Origin of the sequence: Metabacillus lacus, from assembly GCF_009674805.1 — a bacterium.
GTDB classification, from domain to species: Bacteria; Bacillota; Bacilli; order Bacillales; family Bacillaceae; genus Metabacillus_C; species Metabacillus_C lacus.
This window is the reverse complement of the sequence record NZ_WKKI01000004.1, coordinates 20581-44575: the sequence shown is the minus strand read 5'-3', so window position 1 is coordinate 44575 and position 23995 is coordinate 20581. Positions and strand designations below refer to the sequence as shown.

The 23995-nt window shown below is 42.7% G+C and carries 25 protein-coding genes and 1 other annotated feature; all 25 genes read left to right on the top strand.

The genetic code is table 11. The features are described 5' to 3' along the window. Window positions 1–2: 2 nt before the first annotated feature. The 25 genes from GJU40_RS03965 to rpoD all read left to right on the top strand — a co-directional run bounded on the left by GJU40_RS03965 (window position 3) and on the right by rpoD (window position 23946). Window positions 3–758: a 16S rRNA (uracil(1498)-N(3))-methyltransferase gene (locus GJU40_RS03965; protein ID WP_154306457.1), complete on the top strand. Its 756-nt coding sequence runs from the start codon at window positions 3–5 to the stop codon at window positions 756–758. Window positions 759–764: 6 nt separating this feature from the next. Further along, window positions 765–2117: a tRNA (N(6)-L-threonylcarbamoyladenosine(37)-C(2))-methylthiotransferase MtaB gene (gene mtaB, locus GJU40_RS03960; RefSeq protein ID WP_154306456.1), complete on the top strand. Its 1353-nt coding sequence runs from the start codon at window positions 765–767 to the stop codon at window positions 2115–2117. Between the two features lie 441 nt (window positions 2118–2558). Next, window positions 2559–3230: a deoxyribose-phosphate aldolase gene (gene deoC, locus GJU40_RS03955; protein ID WP_154306455.1), complete on the top strand. Its 672-nt coding sequence runs from the start codon at window positions 2559–2561 to the stop codon at window positions 3228–3230. Window positions 3231–3457: 227 nt separating this feature from the next. Continuing rightward, window positions 3458–3631, top strand: coding sequence for a 30S ribosomal protein S21 (rpsU, locus tag GJU40_RS03950; RefSeq protein ID WP_015595024.1), 174 nt, complete (start codon window positions 3458–3460; stop codon window positions 3629–3631). Window positions 3632–3646: 15 nt separating this feature from the next. After that, complete coding sequence (locus GJU40_RS03945) at window positions 3647–4093, top strand: GatB/YqeY domain-containing protein (RefSeq protein WP_154306454.1); 447 nt, start codon at window positions 3647–3649, stop codon at window positions 4091–4093. Between the two features lie 177 nt (window positions 4094–4270). Further along, entirely contained in the window at window positions 4271–5563 is a 1293-nt protein-coding gene (locus GJU40_RS03940; protein WP_154306453.1) for an NfeD family protein, read from the top strand. Window positions 5564–5578: 15 nt separating this feature from the next. Then, window positions 5579–6565, top strand: a complete 987-nt coding sequence (floA, locus tag GJU40_RS03935) for a flotillin-like protein FloA (RefSeq protein WP_154306452.1) — start codon at window positions 5579–5581, stop codon at window positions 6563–6565. Window positions 6566–6599: 34 nt separating this feature from the next. After that, complete coding sequence (locus GJU40_RS03930) at window positions 6600–7142, top strand: hypothetical protein (RefSeq protein ID WP_154306451.1); 543 nt, start codon at window positions 6600–6602, stop codon at window positions 7140–7142. 68 nt (window positions 7143–7210) lie between these two features. Then, window positions 7211–7495, top strand: a complete 285-nt coding sequence (yqfC, locus tag GJU40_RS03925) for a sporulation protein YqfC (protein ID WP_154306450.1) — start codon at window positions 7211–7213, stop codon at window positions 7493–7495. 23 nt (window positions 7496–7518) lie between these two features. Next, complete coding sequence (gene yqfD / locus GJU40_RS03920; RefSeq protein WP_154306449.1) at window positions 7519–8706, top strand: sporulation protein YqfD; 1188 nt, start codon at window positions 7519–7521, stop codon at window positions 8704–8706. Between the two features lie 3 nt (window positions 8707–8709). Beyond that, window positions 8710–9669: a PhoH family protein gene (locus GJU40_RS03915; RefSeq protein WP_154306448.1), complete on the top strand. Its 960-nt coding sequence runs from the start codon at window positions 8710–8712 to the stop codon at window positions 9667–9669. Between the two features lie 95 nt (window positions 9670–9764). Next, on the top strand, window positions 9765–11960 hold the full coding sequence (locus GJU40_RS03910; RefSeq protein WP_154306447.1) for an HD family phosphohydrolase: 2196 nt from the start codon (window positions 9765–9767) through the stop codon (window positions 11958–11960). Further along, the gene (gene ybeY, locus GJU40_RS03905) at window positions 11957–12445 is read left to right on the top strand and encodes an rRNA maturation RNase YbeY (RefSeq protein WP_212029789.1); all 489 of its coding nucleotides are present in this window, start codon (window positions 11957–11959) and stop codon (window positions 12443–12445) included. Before GJU40_RS03910 ends, ybeY begins: the two co-directional genes overlap by 4 nt. Further along, on the top strand, window positions 12411–12806 hold the full coding sequence (locus GJU40_RS03900; RefSeq protein WP_154306446.1) for a diacylglycerol kinase family protein: 396 nt from the start codon (window positions 12411–12413) through the stop codon (window positions 12804–12806). Before ybeY ends, GJU40_RS03900 begins: the two co-directional genes overlap by 35 nt. A gap of 97 nt (window positions 12807–12903) precedes the next feature. Beyond that, window positions 12904–13302, top strand: a complete 399-nt coding sequence (locus GJU40_RS03895; RefSeq protein ID WP_154306445.1) for a cytidine deaminase — start codon at window positions 12904–12906, stop codon at window positions 13300–13302. Next, window positions 13295–14206, top strand: coding sequence for a GTPase Era (era, locus tag GJU40_RS03890; RefSeq protein WP_154306444.1), 912 nt, complete (start codon window positions 13295–13297; stop codon window positions 14204–14206). The genes GJU40_RS03895 and era overlap by 8 nt, the downstream gene beginning before the upstream one ends. A gap of 119 nt (window positions 14207–14325) precedes the next feature. Next, on the top strand, window positions 14326–14469 hold the full coding sequence (locus GJU40_RS03885) for a YqzL family protein (protein ID WP_154306443.1): 144 nt from the start codon (window positions 14326–14328) through the stop codon (window positions 14467–14469). A 32-nt stretch (window positions 14470–14501) separates the two neighbouring features. Continuing rightward, window positions 14502–15266, top strand: coding sequence for a DNA repair protein RecO (gene recO, locus GJU40_RS03880; protein ID WP_154306442.1), 765 nt, complete (start codon window positions 14502–14504; stop codon window positions 15264–15266). Between the two features lie 39 nt (window positions 15267–15305). Next, window positions 15306–15485: a binding site (T-box leader), on the top strand. A gap of 63 nt (window positions 15486–15548) precedes the next feature. After that, the gene (gene glyQ, locus GJU40_RS03875; protein WP_154306441.1) at window positions 15549–16439 is read left to right on the top strand and encodes a glycine--tRNA ligase subunit alpha; all 891 of its coding nucleotides are present in this window, start codon (window positions 15549–15551) and stop codon (window positions 16437–16439) included. Then, on the top strand, window positions 16432–18498 hold the full coding sequence (gene glyS / locus GJU40_RS03870; protein WP_154306440.1) for a glycine--tRNA ligase subunit beta: 2067 nt from the start codon (window positions 16432–16434) through the stop codon (window positions 18496–18498). Before glyQ ends, glyS begins: the two co-directional genes overlap by 8 nt. A 226-nt stretch (window positions 18499–18724) precedes the next feature. Next, a complete protein-coding gene (gene ccpN, locus GJU40_RS03865) occupies window positions 18725–19363 on the top strand; it encodes a transcriptional regulator CcpN (RefSeq protein ID WP_343031377.1) in 639 nt (212 codons plus the stop codon). A 19-nt stretch (window positions 19364–19382) separates the two neighbouring features. After that, window positions 19383–20198, top strand: coding sequence for a pyruvate, water dikinase regulatory protein (locus tag GJU40_RS03860; RefSeq protein ID WP_154306438.1), 816 nt, complete (start codon window positions 19383–19385; stop codon window positions 20196–20198). Window positions 20199–20452: 254 nt separating this feature from the next. Beyond that, window positions 20453–20905, top strand: coding sequence for a YaiI/YqxD family protein (locus GJU40_RS03855; RefSeq protein WP_154306437.1), 453 nt, complete (start codon window positions 20453–20455; stop codon window positions 20903–20905). A gap of 32 nt (window positions 20906–20937) precedes the next feature. Next, window positions 20938–22761: a DNA primase gene (gene dnaG, locus GJU40_RS03850; protein ID WP_154306436.1), complete on the top strand. Its 1824-nt coding sequence runs from the start codon at window positions 20938–20940 to the stop codon at window positions 22759–22761. 69 nt (window positions 22762–22830) lie between these two features. Next, window positions 22831–23946 carry an RNA polymerase sigma factor RpoD gene (rpoD, locus tag GJU40_RS03845; RefSeq protein WP_154306435.1) on the top strand — a complete coding sequence of 372 codons (1116 nt, stop codon included), beginning with the start codon at window positions 22831–22833 and terminating at the stop codon, window positions 23944–23946. Window positions 23947–23995 lie beyond the last annotated feature (49 nt).

Here is a 23995-nt window from a genome sequence, read left to right as displayed (position 1 = left end):
ACATGCAGCGTTATTTTATTTCTGATTCAAAAGAAAACATAGAGAACACTCTGCAGATTACGGGAGAAGATGTACATCATATCTCCCGTGTGATGCGGATGAAGGAAAGTGACCAGCTTGTCTGCGTTGTTAGCGGAGGAGAGCAGGCTCTTTGTGAAATAGCTGAAATAACCAATGACAGCGTCAAGTGCCGTGTTATACAATGGACTGAAATCAGCAGGGAGCTGCCTGTCAGAATTGCTGTAGCGAATGGGCTGCCTAAAGGGGATAAGCTTGAATATATCATCCAAAAAGGAACAGAGCTCGGCGCTCATATGTTTGTCCCTTTTAATGCTGCCCGTTCAGTTGTTAAGCTGGATCAGAAGAAAGCAGCCAAAAAGGTTGAACGATGGAAGAAAATTGCCAAAGAAGCAGCTGAACAGTCTTATCGGAACAAAATTCCGGAAATAATGGAACCCATGACATTTCAAGAGCTGATGAAGCTTTCTGAAGGCTTCCATAAGCGGATTGTGGCATATGAAGAATCCGCGAAGCAAGGGGAAAAGAAGAACTTTTCAAGAATATTAGAAAGCCTGAATCCTGAGGAGTCTTTGCTGATAGCAATTGGACCTGAGGGCGGTTTTTCAGAAAAGGAAATATCTCAGTTAACTGAGAACAATTTTGAGCTATGCAGTTTCGGCCCAAGAATTCTTAGAACAGAAACTGCTTCATTGTACGCACTTTCAGCCATTTCATACTATTTTGAACTATCGAGGTGAAAATATATGCCGACAGTTGCATTTCATACATTAGGATGTAAAGTGAACCACTATGAAACTGAGGCGATCTGGCAGTTATTTAAAGAGGCCGGATATGATCGCGGTGAATTTGAAAGCACTGCTGATGTTTATGTAATTAATACATGCACAGTCACAAACACAGGAGATAAAAAAAGCAGACAGGTGATCAGACGAGCTGTAAGGAAGAACCCTGACGGCGTCATTTGTGTTACAGGATGCTATGCACAAACCTCTCCTGCAGAAATCATGGCAATACCAGGTGTTGACATTGTTGTAGGAACACAGGATAGAAAAAACCTGCTGGGCTATATCAGTCAATTCCGTGAAGAAAGACAGCCAATCAACGGAGTAGGCAATATCATGAAAGCACGTGTATATGAAGAACTTGATGTTCCTGCATTTACCGACCGCACCAGAGCATCCCTGAAAATACAGGAAGGGTGCAATAACTTCTGCACGTTTTGTATTATACCGTGGGCAAGAGGGCTGATGCGTTCCAGAGATCCCAAAGAAGTCATCGCACAAGCACAGCAGCTTGTGGATTCCGGATATAAGGAAATTGTCTTAACCGGCATTCATACCGGCGGTTACGGCGAAGACATGAAAGATTATAACTTTGCCATGCTGCTGCGTGAGCTTGATGAAAAAGTAAAAGGATTAAAGCGGATCCGCATTTCTTCAATCGAAGCAAGCCAAATTACTGATGAGGTAATATCAGTGCTGAACTCTTCCGACAAAATTGTCAGGCATCTTCATATTCCGATTCAGTCTGCTTCCAATACTGTCCTGAAGCGCATGAGAAGAAAATATACGATGGAGTTTTTTGCGGAGCGTCTGGAACGGCTGAAAGAAGCACTTCCCGGCCTCGCAGTTACTTCTGATGTCATTGTAGGTTTTCCTGGTGAAACAGAAGAAGAATTTATGGAAACCTACAATTTTATTAAAAAACATCGTTTTTCTGAGCTTCACGTCTTTCCCTATTCTAAGAGGACAGGTACGCCTGCAGCCAGAATGGAAGATCAGGTGGATGAAGAAATGAAAAACAACCGTGTACACCGTCTGATACAGCTTTCAGATCAGCTTGCGAAAGAATATGCTTCTGATTATGAAGGGCAGGTTCTGGAAGTGATTCCTGAGGAGCTCTTCAAAGATGCTCAGGGACAAGGGCTGTATGAAGGCTACTCAGATAATTATCTGAAAGTCGTTTTTCCTGCCACAGAGGATATGGTTGGAAAAATTGTAAGGGTCAAACTGACAAAAGCAGGTTATCCATACAGTGAAGGACAGTTCCTTAGAGTGCTGGACGAAGAGCCTGTGCGCATTCCGTTAACTTCATAAAAAGAAATTATATATGGCAGGATCTCAAACTGCAGGCAAACTCAATAAAATGAGCTTGTCTGCAGTTTTTTAGTTTGAAAGGCCGCTATTGGGCAAGGTATTTACGATTTGTACACCACTTGGCAGGCAAAACCTGGCTGTAGCTCGCAATCGCCCAATGCTTTCTATTCTAACTGGACAAGAAAAAAACACCTCTGGCATAGATACTGTTTATTTGCAGAATCTCTTGCTGTTCCACTCACACTTGTCCTTCATCGCCCCTATGAAGGACATTTCTCTTACTGTTTCACTCACAATTTAGCTTCTTTTCCTCATGTAATTTCCTAAAGAAAATGTCCCGTTTTTTAAGATTAAGTGCATAATAATTTTGTACTACTCAATTAAAATAAAAGATGGTAAGATGTAAGAGGTCGGACCACTTAAATGAAAAGGGGCTTACATATGTTTGAAAACATAGCTAAAACAATTGATCATACGGCTTTAAAAGCGGATACAAAAAAAGAACAAATTGAAACACTATGTTCAGAAGCAAGAGAGTATGGTTTTGCATCCGTTTGTGTCAATCCGGCATGGGTTGAACTTGCGGCACAAAGGCTTCAGGGAAGCGAAGTTAAGGTCTGTACGGTAATTGGGTTTCCTTTAGGCGCTAATACGCCTGAAACAAAAGCGTTTGAAACAAAAGATGCTATTTCTAAAGGTGCGGGTGAAGTTGATATGGTGATTAACATCGGCGCTCTGAAGGAAGGCGATGACGAACTTGTTGAACGCGACATAAGAGCAGTGGTCGATGCTGCTGCAGGACAGGCTCTGACGAAGGTAATAATTGAGGCATCTCTTTTAACCGACGAAGAAAAAGTCAGAGCATGTGAGCTTGCAGTAAAGGCTGGAGCAGATTATGTTAAAACATCAACTGGCTTTTCTACAGGAGGGGCAACAGTTGAGGATATTACATTGATGAGAAAAACAGTCGGCCCGGATATTGGAGTAAAAGCGTCCGGCGGTGTAAGAGACAGAGCTGGTGCAGAGCAAATGATTTCAGCGGGTGCAACCCGAATCGGCGCAAGTGCTGGAGTCAGCATAGTCCAGGGCGGAGCATCGACCTCAGATTATTAAATTGGGGGTTCTCCAAAAGGATGATTGGGATAAACCTTGTCAAATAGGGAAGAAAAGCAGCAAAAGGCATAATTGAGAACATTAAAACATAATGATAATAGACTATTCCTTGCTGTTTCGGTTGACCTGAAAGTACCATTATATTATAATTGCAAAGTACATGTTTAAAAGCATGTCATTAAAAATGATACGTGTTGATCGGTTTTATTTGGAGGGAGGGAAATAGAATGTCAAAAACAGTTGTTCGTAAAAACGAATCGCTTGAAGATGCTCTTCGACGCTTTAAACGTACTGTGTCTAAATCCGGCACAATTCAAGAAGCTAGAAAGCGCGAATTCTACGAAAAGCCTAGCGTAAAGCGTAAGAAGAAGTCTGAAGCTGCTAGAAAACGTAAATTCTAAAAGAGGGTGTAGTGTATGAGTCTTCTTGAGCGCCTAAATCATGATATGAAACAAGCGATGAGAAACAGAGAGAAGGATAAGCTTACTGTGATCCGGATGACGAAAGCCGCATTGCAAAATGAGGCGATTAAGCTTGGCAGAAGCGAGCTGTCCGATACAGAAGAACTTACTGTGCTTTCTCGAGAAGTAAAACAACGAAAAGACTCCCTCCAGGAATTTAAAAATGCTGATCGTTTAGATTTAGTTGAAAATGTACAGGCCGAGCTTGAAATTCTTAGCCATTATATGCCGCAGCAGCTGACAGAGGAAGAGCTTTCCAGCATTGTTTCTGAAACAATCTCTGAAACAGGTGCTTCTTCAAAGTCGGACATAGGCAAAGTTATGAACGCAATTATGCCTAAGGTTAAAGGAAAAGCGGACGGCAGTCTGGTAAACAGGCTTGTTGCACAACAACTATCATAAATTATCCATGACACCTTGCCTCAGGCAAGGTGTTTTAAATTTGTGAATGTGTACATAACAATTTGCTTTTTTATGAAACCTAAACCTATTCTCATCCGTATAAGATGTATGTGGTTAATTTGAAAGGGGGAAAATAGCTTGTGGCGAAGTAGAAACCTCTTTTTGCTTGTCATACTTATGGGTTTTAGCTTATGCTTATTAGGAGTTCAGCAGAGCTCGAAAGCACAGCCTCAAAATAACGTAACAGTTATCCCTATTGAGGAAACCGTAGAAAAGGGATTGTCCCAATTCATACAGCGGTCCATTCAGCAGGCGGAGGAAGCACAATCGAGCCACATTATTTTTAATATAAATACGCCCGGCGGTGCTGTCGATGCTGCAATGGAAATTGCAGATGCCATGAACTCAACCGAGATTTCAACAGTTGCATTTATTAACAGAAGAGCATTGTCGGCAGGTGCCTACCTTGCTTTAAATGCAGATGAAATTTATATGGTGCCCGGGGCGAAGATGGGAACTGCTGCTGTGGTGGATTTAGAAGGAAATGCAGCTGACCAGAAAGCAAACTCACTTTGGCTGGCTGAGATGAAAGATTCTGCTGAGAGACATGGCAGAGACCCGCAATACGCATTGGCCATGGCTGATCCCAATATAGATCTGCCGGAATTGGGAGCAGGGGAAGGCAGCCTTCTGACACTGACTTCTGATCAGGCGCTTGAAATTGGGTATGCCGAAGGTGAAGCCTCAACATTGGAAGAGCTTTTGAGTCAGCTGAATCTTGCAGACGCTGAGATCAATTCAATGGAAGTAAGCTTTGCAGAACAAATTGCCAGATTTATTACTCATCCGGTTGTAGTGCCGATCCTGCTTTCCATAGGAAGCATTGGTCTTGTGGTTGAACTCTATTCACCAGGGTTTGGGGTTGCAGGCTTTATGGGAGCAGCTTCTCTGTTTTTATTTTTCTACGGCCATCTTGTGGCAGGCCTGGCAGGAATGGAATCACTTATTTTGTTTGGAATAGGCATACTGCTCATCATTGGTGAATTCTTCATAGCAGGAGGCATACTTGGTGCCTTTGGGTTTGCGGCTGTAATTGCCAGTTTATTTTTTGCATCGGGAAATATCCTGCATATGGGCATCTCCCTGCTGATCGCTGCCGCAGTGGCAGCAGCAGCATCAATTCTACTAGTAAAGGTGTTTGGAAAAAGAATGAAATTCTTTAAACGTATCGTCCTCAGGGACAGGACAGACACTAAAAGCGGCTATATTTCCAGCAAAACGCGTTCAGAGTTAATGGGGAAATCAGGAGTTGCACTTACGACTCTCAGACCTTCCGGAACAGCTCTCATTGATGATGAAAGACTGGATGTAGTGACAGAAGGCGGCTATATACTGAAAGGGCAGGAATTGAAAATCGTTAAGGTTGAAGGCTCTCGCATTATTGTGAGAGAAATCATACAACAAACATAATTCAGGAGGTACACTATGGATCCGTCATCAGTTTTGATTTTAGGCTTGATCGCGCTGGGTGTCATTTTTCTTGGCATCATCTTTACCTTTGTACCAGTAGCGCTGTGGATATCCGCACTAGCTGCCGGTGTCAAAGTAAGTATTTTCACCCTTGTCGGAATGAGGCTCCGCCGCGTAACGCCAAGCAGAGTTATTAACCCGCTCATTAAGGCTCATAAAGCAGGTTTGGATGTTACAACTAACCAGCTTGAGAGTCATTATCTTGCGGGTGGTAATGTTGACCGTGTTGTTAACGCTCTTATTGCAGCGGAGCGCGCGAATATTGAACTCAGCTTTGAACGCTGTGCAGCCATCGACCTAGCAGGCCGTGACGTGCTGGAAGCCGTTCAAATGAGCGTTAACCCGAAAGTAATTGAAACGCCGTTTATCGCCGGTGTTGCGATGGATGGAATTGAAGTAAAAGCAAAAGCCCGGATTACAGTCCGTGCAAACATCGACCGATTAGTCGGGGGTGCCGGAGAAGACACAATTATTGCTCGTGTCGGCGAAGGGATCGTAAGTACAATCGGTTCGTCTAATAATCATAAAAAAGTGCTTGAAAATCCTGATTTGATCTCTCAAACAGTCTTGAACAAAGGCCTTGATTCAGGGACAGCATTTGAAATCCTCTCGATCGATATTGCGGACGTTGATATCGGGAAAAACATTGGTGCTATTCTTCAGACAGACCAAGCCGAAGCAGATAAAAACATTGCACAGGCAAAAGCTGAAGAAAGACGTGCTATGGCTGTGGCGCAAGAACAAGAAATGCGTGCCCGCGTAGAAGAAATGCGTGCGAAGGTTGTGGAAGCTGAGGCGACGGTTCCTCTTGCAATGGCTGAAGCTCTGCGTTCCGGAAACATCGGCGTGATGGATTATATGAACATCCAGAACATCACTGCTGATACAGACATGCGTGATTCAATCGGCAAACTGACTCAGGACGATGAAGAAAATAAATAGAACTTAGAAGCTCTCGAAAAAAGGAGGGAGCATATTGCTGGATATTCTATTACAGAATCCATTATTAATTGCTTTTCTGATCTGGGTTATTTCTTCTGTTTTTACCAGAGGATCCCGACAGGAGCAGCGGAGAACCGGCCAGGGGCCGGCTCAGCAGCCAAGGCAGCAGCAAAGACCTCAGCAGGGGCCGACACAGCAGCCAAGGCAGCAGCAGCCAAGGCAGGGACCGGCACAGCAGCCAAGACAGCCGCAGCGTGCTGAACAGTCTGCTGCGCAAAGAGACAGGACATCTACCGTAGAAAGGGACATCCGTCAGAGGGCAGAACAGACCATATCCCAGGTTCAGGAAGATGCAAAAAAGAGATATGAAAATGTAAAAAGACAATCATCTGACAGATATCAAGGCTCCTCCGAAAGGATGAGAGTGCAAAAGGCAGAAGTTGTTCAGAAGGAACAGCGGAAGAGAAGGGCTGCCATCAACGGCAAGAATGCAGTTGACGGCATTATCTGGAGTGAGATTCTTGGCTCGCCGCGTTCCAGAAAGCCTCATTCCACCTTGGGCAGACGCATTAGATAATTAAAAAATAACAGTATTAGAACCCCCTTTTGTCTCATACATATGAGATGAAAGGGGGTTTCTTTTTTATGGCAAAAAAATGGCGCAGCCAAATGTTGAATTGGGTTACAAAAACGATGGAAATCCCTCCTGATGTCATGATGGATTTACCAAGAATTACAATGGTAGGCCAAATCCATATTTATATAGAAAATCACCGGGGGCTGCTGACCTTCACTGATCAGGAGCTTCGGCTTTTATTAAAGCAGGGGCAGCTGTTGATAAAAGGAGAAGGTTTTGTAATCAAAACCATTCTTCCGGAAGAAATATTGCTTGAAGGAAAAATAGAAGCGGTGCTTTACATAGAGCAGTAAGCACTTTAAATAGGGGGATTACCATGAAAAATCAGTGGACAAACTTTTTTTTCGGGTCTGTTTCGGTTCATGTTTCAGGGATAGGAATTGAAAGGCTTCTCAACGACTCCTTAAGGAACAGCATTTCTGTATGGAGTGTGAAAAGACATGGAGATGACACAGTGTCTTTTTTTATTAAGCTAAAAGATGTACATGCCTTCAGGAGGATTATCAGAGGGCATGAATGCACATGCAGATTTCAACAGCGGAAAGGGTTTCCGTTTCTGTTAAAGAAAACCGGCCGAAACAGCGGATTCGCCATCGGTTTTGCGGCATTTCTATGTTTGATTTTTCTGCTGTCAAACATGGTCTGGGGAATTAAAATAGAGGGTGCAGTTCCAGAGACAGAACATCGCATTCAAAAAGAATTAAAAGCAATGGATATTAAGCCGGGGAAGCTGCAGTTTCTTGTGAAAAATCCGGACGAGATCCAAAAACAACTGACTGACAGAATCGGGCAGATCACCTGGGTAGGTGTAGAGTTAAGAGGGACAACTTATCATCTGAAAGTAGTTGAAAAGAATCAGCCTCAGCAGGAAAAACCCTTGGGGCCCCGCAATATTGTCGCTAAAAAGAAAGCGGTGATTACCAGGATGTTTGTGGAAGAAGGAAAACCGCTTGTCAACATTCATGATACTGTTCAAAAGGGGCAGGTTCTTGTTTCAGGACTAATTGGAAATGAAGGAGCCGGAAAGCTGATACCAGCTAAAGCGGAAATTATGGGAGAAACATGGTATAAATCCACTATCTTTGTTCCTCTTTCAACGACTTTTCAAGTGTTTTCTGGGAATGATATAACTATGTATTATTTGTCTGCAGCTGCGAGGGATCTTAAGTTTTGGGGCTATAGACAGGAGCTGCCAGGCCAATTTGAACTTGAAGAGGAGGTTCGTCCCTTCAGGTTTCTAAAATGGGAGCTTCCTGTTTCTTTCAAAAGCAGAGTTTACCGCGAACGAGAAACCGTACAGAGGAAATACTCGAATAACGAAGCCGCCCTGGCAGGAATACAAACTGGAAAAGCTCAGATTCTTCAGAAAATTGGCGATGGCGCGGAGATCATTGGTGAAAAAGTTTTGCACCAATCGGTGGAGAATGGTAAAGTTAAACTAGTAGTACTGTATCAAGTGAATGAGAATATTGTTCAAACTACACCAATAGTTCAGGGAGATTAAATAATGCCAGAAGATTTAATATCGATTGATCAGCAATTAGAAAATCCTCAAGAGGCAATCGCCTTATTCGGCAATAACGATAATCACCTTAAATTGATGGAAGAGGAATTAAATGTTTCTATCATCACAAGGGGAGAAGCGGTTTATGTCTCAGGCGAAAGCGGAAATATTGAGGTAGTTGAAAATGTATTGTCCTCACTCCTATCCATCATACGCAAAGGAATCACAATCAGCGAACGTGATGTTGTATATGCTCTTCAAATGGCTAAAGATCACAAATTAGATCATTTTGAAAGCCTGTATCTGGAGGAAATCACTAAAAGTGCCAAAGGTAAATCCATTCGTGTAAAAACACTTGGGCAAAGAAAGTATGTGTCGGCTATTAAACAATCTGATCTTGTTTTGGGGATTGGAGCAGCCGGAACGGGAAAAACCTATCTGGCAGTTGTCATGGCTGTTACGGCACTGAAAAATAATCAAATCAAAAGGATTATCCTGACGAGGCCTGCTGTGGAAGCAGGAGAAAGCCTGGGCTTTCTGCCGGGTGACTTGAAAGAAAAGGTGGATCCTTATCTTCGTCCTTTATACGATGCTCTTCATGATGTTCTTGGCATGGACCAGACAGAAAGGCTGATTGAACGGGGAACAATAGAAATTGCTCCGCTCGCTTATATGAGGGGAAGAACCCTTGATGACGCTTTTGTCATTCTGGATGAAGCGCAAAATACTACACCTGCACAAATGAAAATGTTTTTAACGAGGCTTGGGTTTGGCTCTAAAATGGTTATTACCGGAGATATTACCCAGGTGGATCTTCCAAGAGGCGTGAAATCAGGACTTGCTGCGGCGAGAGATATTCTTAAAAATGTACAAGGTCCAGTTATAATAGAGCTTGAACAGTCTGACGTAGTAAGGCATCCGCTTGTAGCAAAAATCATCCAGGCTTATGATAAGTATGAGTAAGAGTGACCCGAGTGCCCGAATTCGGGTCACTTTTTTAGCTTGCCGTAAGATTTGGCAACGCTTCCTTTAGTAGAAAAGGGCAGGAGTGGACTGGAATGAAAACAAAGAGAAAATCCGAATTTAAAACCAAGTTGCCGAAGTTTATCAAAAAACTAAATACTTTTCGATTCCTGAATATCAGTCTTTATGCTTTGCTGGGCATTCTCCTGTTTCTCGCGCTGTTTGATAGTGTTAAGCCTGAGAAACTTGATGCTGAGCTGTTTTCTGTGTCAGATACAACAATTTATGCACCTGTAACAGTTGAGGATAAGGAAGCAACAGAAAGAAGGAAACAGGAAGCGTATGACACTGTTGAAGATCAGTATACCCTGCGCAGGGACTACTCGGATAACAGGGTGGATTTGGCTTCCAGTATTTTTGACAGCATTACAGAGGTGAACCGGGAAGCTGATGAAAAACAAAAAGAGGATCAAGGGCCGGCCTCAGGAGAAACGCAGGGAGGGCAGGTGGTCATTTCTGTCGACGAACGCTATCAAAATCTCAGTGAAAAGCTGACAACGGATATTAATGAGAAGTTGTCCAAAGAGGTTTTTATTCCCTTGCTCAATGCCACGCCTCAGGAGCTTGCTCTTGCCCGCGACGCCGTTGTCACAACCGTTAATAATGTAATGGGAAAGGAAATTCCCGTTGAAGAACTTTCCAGTGCAAAAGAAGAGGTAAGAGAAGAGCTTCAATATACTCCTATCAGGTCCGAAGTTTTGGCTTCTTCCGCCGAGATAGGTGTATTTGCTGTCATACCAAACTACGTCTTTGATCCCCAGGGCACAGATGAAAAGAGACAGCAGGCTGCTGACAGCGTACAGGAAGTACAAATTAAACAGGGGCAGATTTTAGTGGAAGAAAATGAGCTGATCAGCAGGGAGGTTTATAGAAAGCTGGAACTGGTGGGTCTGTTAAACAACACGGAATCCTACAAACCATTTACCGGGCTTACTATGTTTGTTCTGCTGATTCTCTCTGTCGTTATCTTCTATTTCGAGAGACGGGACAGGCCTTCACAAAAGAGAAATCATGCTCTTTTGATTTATGCATTAATTTTCAGTCTTACGATTGCCATGCTGAAAATCCTCAGCCTGTTTCAGCAGATGGATATCAGCTATGTAGGCTTGATTGCTCCCGCAGCAATGGGGCCGATGATTATAAAGCTCTTGCTCAACGAAAGAATCTCTATTATTACAAGCATGATTTTTGCTGTGTGCGGAAGTATTATATTTAATGAAGGTGTTACAGGTACCTTTAATTTTACAATAGGTATATACTATTTAGCGGGCTGCCTGGCAGGAGTCTTGTTTTTGAGGGAGCATAATATGAGAACAAGAATCCTGCAGACAGGATTATTTATTGCGATGATTAATATAATCACCATTTTTGCACTCCTCTTAATGAGGAATGGCAGCTATTCTAATATGGAAATAGGCTTTTACATCGGCATGGCAGCAGTATCGGGAATTGTCTCATCCGTACTGACAATCGGAATCCTGCCATTCTTTGAAACCGGCTTTGGTATTCTGTCAACCATGAGGCTCATTGAGCTTTCCAATCCGAATCATCCTTTGCTGAGAAAGATTCTGACCGAAACTCCCGGCTCCTATCATCACAGTGTTATGGTGGCAAATCTTTCTGATTCAGCATGTGAAGCGATAGGTGCCAACGGCCTGCTTGCGAGAGTGGGAGCTTACTATCATGATATTGGCAAAACAAAGCGGCCCAGATATTTTATAGAAAATCAAATGAATATTGAAAATCCGCATAACAAACTGTCACCTCAGCTGAGCAGAAATATTATTTTTGCACACGTTTCTGATGGAGTGGACATGCTGAAAAAACATAAAATGCCTAAGGAAATTATTGATATTGCGGAACAGCACCATGGGACCTCACTCTTAAAGTTTTTCTACCACAAAGCAACGGAAAAGAGCGACCAGGTTTTTGAGGAAGAATTCCGATATCCGGGGCCAAAGCCGCAAACAAAGGAAATTGCCATTATTTCAATTGCGGACAGCGTGGAGGCCGCAGTCAGGTCATTAAACAATCCTACTCCTGAAAAAATTGAAAAGCTTGTGAAAGGAATTATTTCTGATAAGCTTCAGGATGGGCAGCTCGATGAATGTGATCTGACTTTAAAAGAGCTGGACATAGCAGCACAAACATTTTGTGAAACACTAAAAGGGATTTTCCACTCGAGAATTGAATATCCCGAACTAACTAAACAGAAGGTGAAGCAGGCATGATAAACAAGTTGATATTGGATATGACAGATGAGACTGCCAGCCTCTCAGCGGAAGAACTGGATAAAATCAGCGAGCTTCTTCAATTTGCAGCTTTATATGAAGGTGTGGCTGAAGAGGCGGAACTGTCTCTTACGTTTGTCACAAACGAACGCATTCATGAAATTAACCTGCAGTACAGGGATAAAGATCAGCCGACTGACGTCATTTCTTTTGCAATGGAGGAAATGGGTGAGGGAGAACTGCAAATAGTAGGAGCTGATATGCCTCCTGTACTGGGAGATATCCTGATTTCTGTGAAAAGGGCTCAGGAGCAGGCGGAGGACTACGGCCACTCCTTCCTAAGGGAACTGGGCTTCCTAGCAGTTCATGGGTTTCTGCATCTCCTTGGTTATGATCATGAAAATGAAGAGGATGAAAAGAAAATGTTTAGCAAACAAAAGGAAATCCTAGATGAATTCGGACTTAAAAGATCAGAGACCCTTTAGTCTGAAAAAACTGCTCAAAAGTTTTAGGTATGCCGGCCAGGGTATAAGGGAAGCAGTGAAACATGAACAAAATTTCCGAATCCATCTTATGTTTTCAGCTGTCGTCATTTCAGCTGGGCTTATTCTCAGAGTGTCTGCCTGGGAATGGATCGTCATTTTAATGTTGATAGGCGGAATGCTGAGCTTGGAACTTATCAATACTGCAGTTGAAAGGGTTGTTGATCTTGTAACCGAAAACTACCACCCATTAGCAAAAGCGGCAAAGGATGTTTCTGCTTCAGCTGTTCTGGTATACAGTATTCTGTCTGTCGTCGTCGGACTGATTATATTTCTGCCCAGGATACTCGCCTTTTTCATGTAACAATTTCATAACAATTGAAGATGGCGGATGGAAAAAAATGAAAAATAAGGTAAAATGAATAGTAACTGCGGTGATACGCAGAAAGGAAGAGCCAATATTGAACATTGAAAAACTCATACAAGAAGCTAAAACAGCAAGAGAGGCAGCATATGTGCCTTATTCAAAGTTTCAGGTTGGAGCGGCACTGCTGACAAAAGACGGTACAGTCTACAGAGGCTGCAATATAGAAAATGCTGCGTACAGCATGTGCAACTGCGCAGAAAGAACTGCCCTTTTTAAGGCATATTCTGAAGGGGAGAAGAATTTCACTGCAATGGCAGTAGTTGCAGACACTAGCAGACCTGTTCCGCCATGCGGAGCATGCAGGCAGGTAATTTCCGAACTTTGCCCTAAAGACATGAAAATCTTTTTGACAAATCTCAACGGGGATGTAGAGGAACTATCAGTGGAGGAACTTTTGCCAGGGGCATTTTCAGCGGAGGATTTACATGAATAACAATACAGAATATAAATCTGGCTTTATCTCTATCATTGGGAGACCCAATGTAGGAAAATCAACATTTTTAAATCGGGTAATCGGTCAGAAAATCGCGATTATGAGTGATAAGCCGCAAACGACCAGGAATAAAATTCAGGGAGTTTATACAACAGACGATTCGCAGATTATATTTATAGACACACCCGGAATTCATAAGCCAAAGCATAAGCTTGGGGACTTCATGATGAAAGTGGCCCAAAACACACTGAAAGAAGTAGACATTATCATGTTTATGATTAATGCTGATGAAGGCTACGGCAGAGGCGATGAATTTATTATTGAGAAATTAAAAAATACCAATACACCAGTTTTCCTGGTTATTAATAAAATAGATCAGATACACCCTGATGAACTGTTTCCTTTAATTGAGCAGTACAAAGCGCTCTATCCATTTAAAGAGATTGTTCCCATCTCAGCGTTGCAGGGCAATAATGTTGATACCCTTCTTAGGCAGATACATGAATATCTTCCGGAAGGTCCGCAATATTATCCTGCAGACCAGGTCACAGATCATCCGGAACGCTTTATTATCTCAGAGCTAATTCGTGAAAAGGTTCTTCACATGACGCGAGAAGAAATTCCCCATTCCATTGCTGTTGTCATTGATCAGATAAAGAAAAGGGAAAACAACGGTGCCATTTATGTAGGTGCCACGATTATTGTTGAGCGTGATTCTCAAAAGGGAATTGTAATTGGCAAACAAGGAAAATTGCTGAAGGAAGTGGGCCAAAAAGCAAGAGCAGATATTGAGGCGCTGCTTGGTTCAAAGGTTTTCCTGGAGCTGTGGGTAAAAGTGCAAAAAGACTGGAGAAACAAAAGCGGCCAGCTTAGGGATTTCGGATTCAGAGAAGACGAATATTAATCTGCCGGCAGCCTGTTTTACAAAATAAGGCAACATGAAACCAAGGGAAATAGGTCAAGATATTGATAAGAAACTGGTCACTTGCTAGTCAGTCATAAAAACGAGAGGCGGGGTATCTCATGTTAGACTTTACCTGGAAAATTTTCTCGAGCACAGGTGATATTAATACTTATCTTCTTTTTAAGGAACTTGAAAAGGAGCATCCTGATTCACCCGATTTAGAGGACGATGACCTAGCTGAACTAGATTTCCCAATACTGTAATCTTGCCTGTTTCCCGGCCGGGTGGTGGGATCATGCTTCAAAAAAGCGAAGGAATTGTAATCCGGACAAGTGATTACGGAGAAACAAATAAAATTGTTACGATTTATACAAGAGAAAACGGAAAGATAGGTGTAATGGCCCGGGGTGCTAAGAAGACAAACAGCCGCCTGGCCGCTGTTACCCAGCCGTTTACCCATGGTTATTACCTGTATCAGCGGTCGTCCGGCCTGGGCAGTTTGCAGCAGGGCGAAGCTGTTACAAACATGAGGGGCATCAGGGAAGACATTTTCTTAACGGGCTATGCTTCTTATGCAGCAGAACTGCTGGATAGAGCGACTGAAAATCATCAGCCTAATCCTTTTTTGTTTCAGCTGTTTCTTCAGCTGCTTACGTATATTAACGAAGACGTTGACGCTGAAATATTAATCCATATTTTCGAGATGAAGATGCTGAATGTACTGGGTCTGTATCCTCATTTGGATTCCTGTTCCATCTGCAGCAGCAAGGAAGGGGATTTTCATTTTTCCATCCGGGAAGGCGGCTTTATCTGCCATCGCTGCTTTGCTAAAGATCCTTATCGCATTCCTCTCTCCCAGACTGCAGTAAAGCTGCTAAGGCTGTTTTATTATTTTGATCTTAACAGGCTTGGCAGTATTTCTGTTAAGCCACAAACAAAAAAGGAATTAAAGACTGTAATTGATACCTACTATCAGGAATACTCAGGATTGTATTTAAAATCCAAAAAATTCCTGGATCAAATGGACGCGCTTCGGGGCAAGCTGTCAGATCAAAGTTGACAATTGCTTATTTTTCGATTATATTTTTAAAAAACTGAACATGCTGCATAGAAGGAAAAAAGTATCTGCACTCTTTCAATTTCAGCGACTCCGGGATGGTGAAAGCCGGGGATGAAACGGCGGAGAAGGGCATTCCGGAGCGGCACCATTACATAAAGCGGCTGAGATATCTTCTTCTTGGCAAATAGGGTGGAACCGCGGGTAACTCTCGTCCCTATGTCAACTTCAAAGACATAGAGACGGGAGTTTTTTATGTTTTTAAATTTATTGGGAGGTGCTTGAATGAATATTCAACAAATGATACTGACGCTTCAAAAACACTGGTCAGATCAGGGCTGTATCCTTATGCAGGCCTATGATACTGAAAAAGGTGCCGGAACAATGAGTCCGTTCACTTTTTTAAAAGCAATTGGACCGGAGCCATGGAATGTGGCCTATGTAGAGCCTTCTCGCAGGCCTGCTGACGGAAGATATGGAGAAAATCCAAACAGGCTGTATCAGCATCATCAATTTCAAGTGATTATGAAACCTTCGCCAGATAATATTCAGGAGCTGTACCTGGACTCATTAAAGGCACTGGGGATTAACCCGCTTGATCATGATATTCGTTTTGTGGAGGATAACTGGGAAAATCCTTCCCTTGGGTGTGCAGGTCTTGGATGGGAAGTATGGCTGGATGGAATGGAAATTACTCAATTCACTTATTTTCAGCAGGTAGGGGGCATTGAGTGCAAACCTGTTTCTGTTGAAATTACATACGGAATTGAAAGGCTGGCATCTTATATTCAGGATAAAGAGAATGTTTTTGACCTGGAGTGGACAGAAGGATTCTCTGTAAGGGATATCTTCCTTATGCCTGAATATGAACATTCTAAGTACACATTTGAAACATCTAATACCGACATGCTTTTTGAACTTTACAGCATGTATGAGAAAGAAGCGCTTCGCCAGATGGATGAAGGGCTTGTTCATCCGGCATATGACTATGTATTGAAATGCTCGCACACCTTCAACCTTCTTGATGCAAAAGGAGCGATTTCCGTTACAGAGAGAACCGGCTACATCGGAAGAATGAGGAATATGGCAAGAAGGGTAGCCGGAACTTACTATGAGGAACGTGAAAAACTTGGTTTCCCTATGTCAAAAGAAGCGGAGGGCAAGAATCATGAATAGACAAGACTTTCTCCTTGAAATAGGCCTTGAGGAGCTCCCGGCAAGGTTTGTTACAGACGCGAGCACTCAATTGAAAAGCAAGGTTGAAGCCTGGCTGAAAGATAACCGTATTTCCTATGCTGAAGCTGTGCCCTTCTCTACTCCAAGAAGACTTGCAGTGCTGGTGAAGGAAGCTGCAGAAAAACAGGACGATATTGAAGAAGAAGCAAAAGGTCCGGCAAGGAAAATAGCCATTGATTCTGAAGGAAACTGGACAAAGGCTGCAATTGGTTTTACCAGGGGGCAGGGTGCGTCTGTTGAAGATATCTTCTTCAAAGAGATAAATGGCATAGAGTATGTTCATGTACAAAAACATATTGCCGGAGGAGAAACACTGAGCTTGCTTGCAAAGGATTTGCCGGCTATTATTACAGGATTATCCTTCCCGAAAAATATGAGATGGGGAAATTCTGACCTTCGTTATGCCCGCCCTATTAAATGGATTGCTGCATTATTCGGAGAGAAACTCATTTCCTTTGAAGTGGCAGGCGTACAATCTTCTGTGCATACATGGGGCCACCGGTTCCTGGGAGGCAAAGCCAGCATCAGTGAACCTTCTCAGTATAGAGCTGTACTGAAAGAACAATTTGTTGAAGGTGATGCAAAAGCGAGAAAAAGCTGTATTCGAGAACAGCTGAAAGCACTTGAGCTTCAGCACTCCTGGATAATACCTGTTGATGAAGAACTGCTGGAAGAGGTTAATAATCTTGTAGAATACCCAACCGCTCTTTATGGGTCTTTTGAAGAAGAGTATTTAACGCTGCCTCAGGAAGTACTCATTACTTCAATGAAAGAGCATCAGCGCTATTTTCCTGTGAAAAACGCAGACGGAAAGCTGCTACCTCACTTCGTGACAGTCCGTAATGGGGATGACCGCAGCCTTGATGCGGTTGCCAGGGGAAATGAAAAAGTTCTGAAAGCGCGGCTTTCCGATGCAAACTTTTTTTACAAGGAAGATCAGAAGCTGTCCATCAGCACCGCAATGGAAAAGCTTGAAAGAGTCGTATTTCATGAAAAGCTTGGAACTGTCGGCGATAAAGTAAGAAGAATCGTCAAGCTTTCGCAACAGATTGGCGAACAGCTGAACTTCACGGATGAAGAGCTTATGCTTCTTGAAAGGGCGGCCGGCATCTGTAAATTTGATTTGGTCAGTCACATGGTATATGAATTCCCTGAGCTGCAGGGTATGATGGGTGAAAAATATGCACTTCTTGCAGGAGAGGCACCGGAAGTTGCAGCTGCAATTAATGAACATTATCAGCCGCGATTTGCTGAGGATGCTGCTCCGGCATCACGCATAGGTGCTGTAGTTGCTTTGGCAGATAAGCTTGACTCCATCGCAGGATTTTTCTCTATCGGTAATATCCCTACAGGCTCACAGGATCCATACGCACTTCGCAGGCAGGCTTCAGGAATTGTGCAAATTCTCCTGGCTAAAAGATGGAGATTGTCTTTCCCTGAACTGGCGGAGATGGCTTTAGCCTTATTTGAAGCAGGGGGGCATGAAGATGCCCAAAAGGATATTCTGCAATTTTTCAGAATGAGGATGAAGCATGTTCTGGGAGAAGAAGGAGTCCGTTATGACTTGATTGATGCGGTGCTTGGCTCCAAGCATCAAGAAGCAACAGCCCTTTTTGCCAAGGCAAAGGTTCTTGAGGCCGCGTCAGGAAAAGAAGGGTTTAAGGAGACAGTGGAAGCACTGGCCAGGGTGTTAAACATCTCCAGTAAAGGGACCAAAGGTGAAATACAGGAAAATCTTTTTGAAAATGAGCATGAAAAGAAGCTGTATCATAACTTTAAACAGCTGGAAATAAGACTGCAAACACTAGAAGAAAAAGCAGACTATGACTCGGTTTTTTCCGAGCTGAATGCTCTTGAGCCTGCAATCCGCCAGTATTTTGAACATACAATGGTAATGGCACCGGACACTGCTTTGCAAAGTAACAGGCTGAGCCAGATGGTTCACCTGGCTGAGGCAATCAAATCCTTTGCCGATATGAATGCGGTTATAGTAAAATAGAGTAGTGGAAAGGCGGTTATCAATGGATAATCGTCTTTTCGCTTGTTAATATATGCTTACTTTACCGGGGAATTAGTATATAATATTAATATATAGTATAACCTAATTAACTTACTCAGCAGCAGTAGTCATAAAAAGAAGAAAATGCTGATAGAATTTTAAATAAGCGGCTATGTTCAGCAGGAGCATACGCCAGTTAATAGATATCCGTTTTAAGAGCAGGGTGGTGAGTAAAATAGAACTGAACAAGCGGCAGGAAAAAATCCTTGAAATTGTAAAAGAAAATGGACCCATTACCGGGGAGCATATTGCAGAGCGGCTGCACTTAACAAGAGCTACGCTCAGGCCGGATCTGGCCATCCTGACAATGGCCGGCTATTTGGAAGCAAGGCCGAGAGTTGGATATTTTTTTACAGGCAAAACCAGCAATCAGCTGCTGTCCGAGAAACTGAATAAACTCCAGGTGAAGGACTTTCAGTCTATCCCGGTAGTAGTGCCTGACAATGTTTCTGTATATGACGCCATCTGTACCATGTTTTTGGAGGATGTCGGCACTCTGTTTGTAGTGGATGAACAATCGCTATTGGTAGGAGTACTCTCAAGAAAAGATCTTCTCAGAGCAAGTATTGGAAAGCAGGAATTAACCTCTTTTCCTGTTAATATTATAATGACAAGAATGCCTAACATCACAGTGTGCCGGAAAGATGACTACATAATGGATGTTGCCAAAATACTAATTGAAAAGCAGATTGATGCTCTGCCTATCATTAGGGACACGGAGCAGGGCTATGAAGTAACGGGCAGAATTACGAAGACAAACATGACTAACATCTTGGTGCGTCTGGCAGAAAATGATATGCTTTAGTGAGAGAACGGGGGAATCAATGGGTATGAGAACAGTTTATGTTGTCTCGGATTCAGTAGGGGAAACTGCAGAACTGGTTGTAAAAGCGGCAATCAGCCAATTTAATGGCAATGTTTCCGCCACAACGATTAAGAGAATTCCATATGTTGAAGATATAGGAACGGTACATGAAGTGATTTCACTGGCAAAGATGGACAGGGCAATTGTTTGTTTTACACTTGTAGTACCAAATTTAAGGAAGGCTCTAATTGAAGAAGCTGAAAAAAAGGGCGTCATCTATTATGATATCATCGGACCGTTGATAGATAAAATGGAGACTTCATATGAACTTCAGCCAAAGTATGAACCGGGCCGTGTCCGAAAGCTTGATGAAGACTACTTTAAAAAAGTCGAAGCAATTGAATTTGCAGTAAAGTATGATGACGGGCGGGATCCCCGCGGAATTTTAAAAGCAGATATCATCCTAGTCGGTGTTTCAAGGACATCAAAGACACCCCTTTCACAATATCTTGCACACAAACGATTCAAAGTGGCCAATGTTCCGATTGTTCCTGAAGTTGAGCCCCCTGAAGAACTTTATAAAGTTCCTTCATCAAAATGCATAGGCTTAAAAATTAGCCCTGATAAGCTGAATGATATTAGAAGAGAGCGGCTGAAGTCTTTAGGTTTGAATGACAAGGCAATGTATGCAAACATGGATCGAATTCACGAGGAACTCTCTTACTTTGAAAAAATTGTCGATAGAATCGGCTGTGAAGTAATAGACGTTTCAAACAAAGCAGTGGAGGAAACAGCCAGTTTAATACAGACCATTATGACAAAATCAAGTTCATAAACAATGACTCAGGGGTTTCTCCCTGGGTTATTATTTTTTGATAGCTAAAATAGAAAGTTTGTATTATAATAAAAATTTGTGATAAATTTATTTATTTTAGGTTTAGACTTTTAAAAGTTCGAATAAACTATCTAAGGTGTAATGTCAAGGTTTTGGACGGTAAATAATTCGACATGATTTTCAATTTGGTGATTTCCACACAAAAGAAGGATATAGCGGAGTGATGTAGAATAGAAAAGGATAGCGATAGATATATGAAAATTTTTGTCGACGCTGATGCCTGCCCTGTGAAAGAGGAAATTCTTCAGGCGGCGGGCGAGCATCATCTCCCTGTCATTTTTGTCGCGTCATATAATCATCTGGCCAACCCTTCGCTCGGAGGGGAATGGGTGTATGTTGATACCGGCAGGGAGGCAGCAGATTTATACATTGCTAACCATACAAGCTCCGGAGATTTAGTCGTGACTCAGGATATTGGGTTAGCCGGATTGCTGCTAAGGAAAAACGTTACAATTATCACTCCAAGGGGTAAACAGTATACAGAGTCTAATATTGACTCTGCTTTGCAATACCGCTATCTTGCTGCAAAGGAAAGAAGCCTCGGCAACCATTCAAAAGGACCGAAAAAACTGACTGATAAAGATAAAATGAATTTTATCACAGTTCTTAAAAAAATACTGTCGAATTATGAAGGATTTCCTTTATGAACAGCGAATAACTGTAACACGGAGTTGTTGTTATGGGAAATAGAATCCCCGATGAAACAATTGAAAGTATTCAAAGCTCAGTTGACATTGTAGAAGTGATTAATGAATATGTTCAATTGAAGAAACAGGGAAGAAATTATTTTGGGCTCTGCCCGTTTCATGGGGAAAGCACCCCTTCTTTCTCAGTATCGCCTGAAAAGCAGATTTATCACTGTTTTGGCTGCGGAGAAGGAGGAAATGTTTTTTCTTTTCTCATGAATCTTGAAGGCTTGTCTTTTATCGACTCTATTTATAAACTGGGCGAAAAAGCAGGCATTGATCTGCCTGATCCTGCCGGAAGCCAGCAGGCTTCCCCTGAAAAAAACAAAGATGTTCACACCATGATAGAAGCTCACGAGCTTTTAAAGAAATTTTACCATCATTTGTTAATAAACACAAAGGAAGGTCAGGAAGCTCTGGATTATTTGCTTCAAAGGGGCTTTACAAAAGAAACAATTGAAAAGTTTGAAATAGGCTACTCGTTGGATTCATGGGATTTTGTAGTCAAGTTCCTCACAAAACGGGGCTTTGACGCAGAACTTATGGAAAAGGCCGGCCTGCTTGTGCGCAAACAGTCAGATCAGTCTTTTCTGGACCGTTTCAGAAACCGGATTATGTTTCCTATTCACGACCACCATGGAAACACCGTTGCTTTTTCCGGAAGAGTTCTCAATAAGAATGAACAGCCGAAATATTTGAACAGCCCTGAAACTAAGATTTTTAACAAAAGTAAATTGCTGTATAACTTTAATCAGGCAAGATTACATATTAGAAAACAAGAACAGGCTATTCTGTTTGAAGGCTTTGCCGATGTTATTTCAGCAGCTGCATCAGGTGTAGAACATTCCATTGCGACAATGGGAACTTCACTGACCGATGAACAGGCTAAAATACTGAAGCGGAATGTTTCTGATATCATCATCTGCTATGATTCGGATTCTGCCGGCGCAGATGCCACAATAAGAGCTTCAAGAACTCTCACTTCAATCGGCTGCAAAGTAAGAGTCGCCGTTATCTCTGATGGGATGGACCCCGATGACTACATAAGAAAACATGGTCCTGAGAAATTCAGGAATGATGTAATAGGGGCAAGCGTAACATTAACAGCTTTTAAAATGCAATACTACCGCAGAGGAAAAAATCTTCAAAATGAAGGAGAACGAGTTGAATATATCGAAAAGGTTCTTCATGAAATTAGTTCCCTCAAAAGTCCGGTAGAACAGGAGATTTATCTCAAACAGCTTTCCAGTGAATTTTCTCTTCCAATTGAAGTGCTGAAAGAGCAGATCCATCGGAGCAGCGGCCGTAAAGATCCAAACGCCAGGCCAAACAGTCAGCAAACGTCTCCAGCTGCACAAAAGCCTGCTCAATTTAAGGCTAGACAAAAAAGACTGCTTCCTGCCTTTCATAATGCGGAGCGCTTGCTCATTGCACATATGCTGAAAAATGAAGACTTTGCTTTTAAAGTTTTGGACCGCGTAGGCCTCCAGTTTAATATCGAAGAACATCGTGCTATTGTTACTTACTTATATGCTTATTATGAGGAGGGCAACGAGGCTAATGCTGGGAAATTTTTAGCCAGGGTGCAAGACCGCAAGCTTCATCAGCATCTTACAGAGCTTGCAATGATGCAGGTACAGGATGAGATTTCTGAACAGGAATTGTCCGACTATGTAAAGCAGGTGTTGAATCACCAAAATTGGTTAAAGATAAAAGAAAAAGAAGCAGAAAAAAACGATGCCGAAAGAGCAAAAGATTATGTGAAGGCTGCGCAGGTTGCAATGGAGATTGTAGGTTTGAAAAGAGCGTTAAAATAGATCGCATACTTACACAGCTGCCCACAATCCCGGCAGCGATTGATTCATTTTTTTGAAGGAGGGGATCCAATGGCTGATAAACAAACCCATGATTCCGAGCTAACGATAGAACAGGTAAAAGAACAATTAACTGAGATTGGTAAAAAACGCGGGGTTTTGACATACGAAGAGATCGCTGAACGGATGTCAAACTTTGAAATAGAGTCAGATCAGATGGATGAGTATTATGAGTTTTTGGGCGAGCAGGGTGTAGAACTTCTCGGCGAGAATGAAGAGACGGCAGACCCTAATGTTCAGCAGCTGGCGAAAGAAGAAGAAGAGTTTGATCTGAATGATCTCAGCGTTCCTCCGGGAGTAAAAATCAACGATCCTGTCCGTATGTATTTGAAGGAAATTGGACGTGTAGATTTATTAACAGCTGATGAAGAAATTTCTCTTGCAAACAGAATTGAAGCTGGCGATGAGGAAGCGAAACGCCGTCTGGCAGAAGCAAACCTTCGTCTCGTCGTAAGCATTGCGAAGCGTTATGTAGGACGCGGCATGCTGTTTTTGGATCTGATTCAGGAAGGTAATATGGGCTTAATGAAAGCCGTTGAGAAATTCGACTATCGTAAGGGCTTTAAATTCAGTACGTATGCAACATGGTGGATTCGCCAGGCCATCACAAGGGCAATTGCAGACCAGGCCAGAACCATCCGTATCCCTGTTCATATGGTGGAAACCATTAATAAACTCATCAGAGTCCAAAGGCAGCTCCTGCAGGATTTGGGGAGAGAACCGTCTCCTGAAGAAATCGGAGAAGACATGGATCTGACACCGGAAAAGGTAAGGGAAATTCTTAAAATAGCCCAAGAGCCTGTTTCACTTGAAACGCCGATCGGTGAAGAAGATGATTCACACCTGGGTGATTTTATTGAGGACCAGGATGCTACTTCTCCTTCTGAACATGCCGCATACGAGCTTCTAAAAGAGCAGCTGGAAGACGTATTGGACACTCTGACTGATCGTGAAGAAAATGTACTTCGCCTTCGTTTTGGGCTTGATGATGGCAGAACAAGGACCCTTGAAGAAGTTGGCAAGGTATTCGGTGTAACGAGAGAGCGTATCCGCCAAATAGAGGCTAAAGCGCTGCGTAAACTTCGCCATCCGAGCCGCAGCAAACGACTAAAAGACTTCTTGGAATAGGAGGCGGACATGAGTCCGTCTTTTTTTTATGAAAGTATTTCTGCTGCAG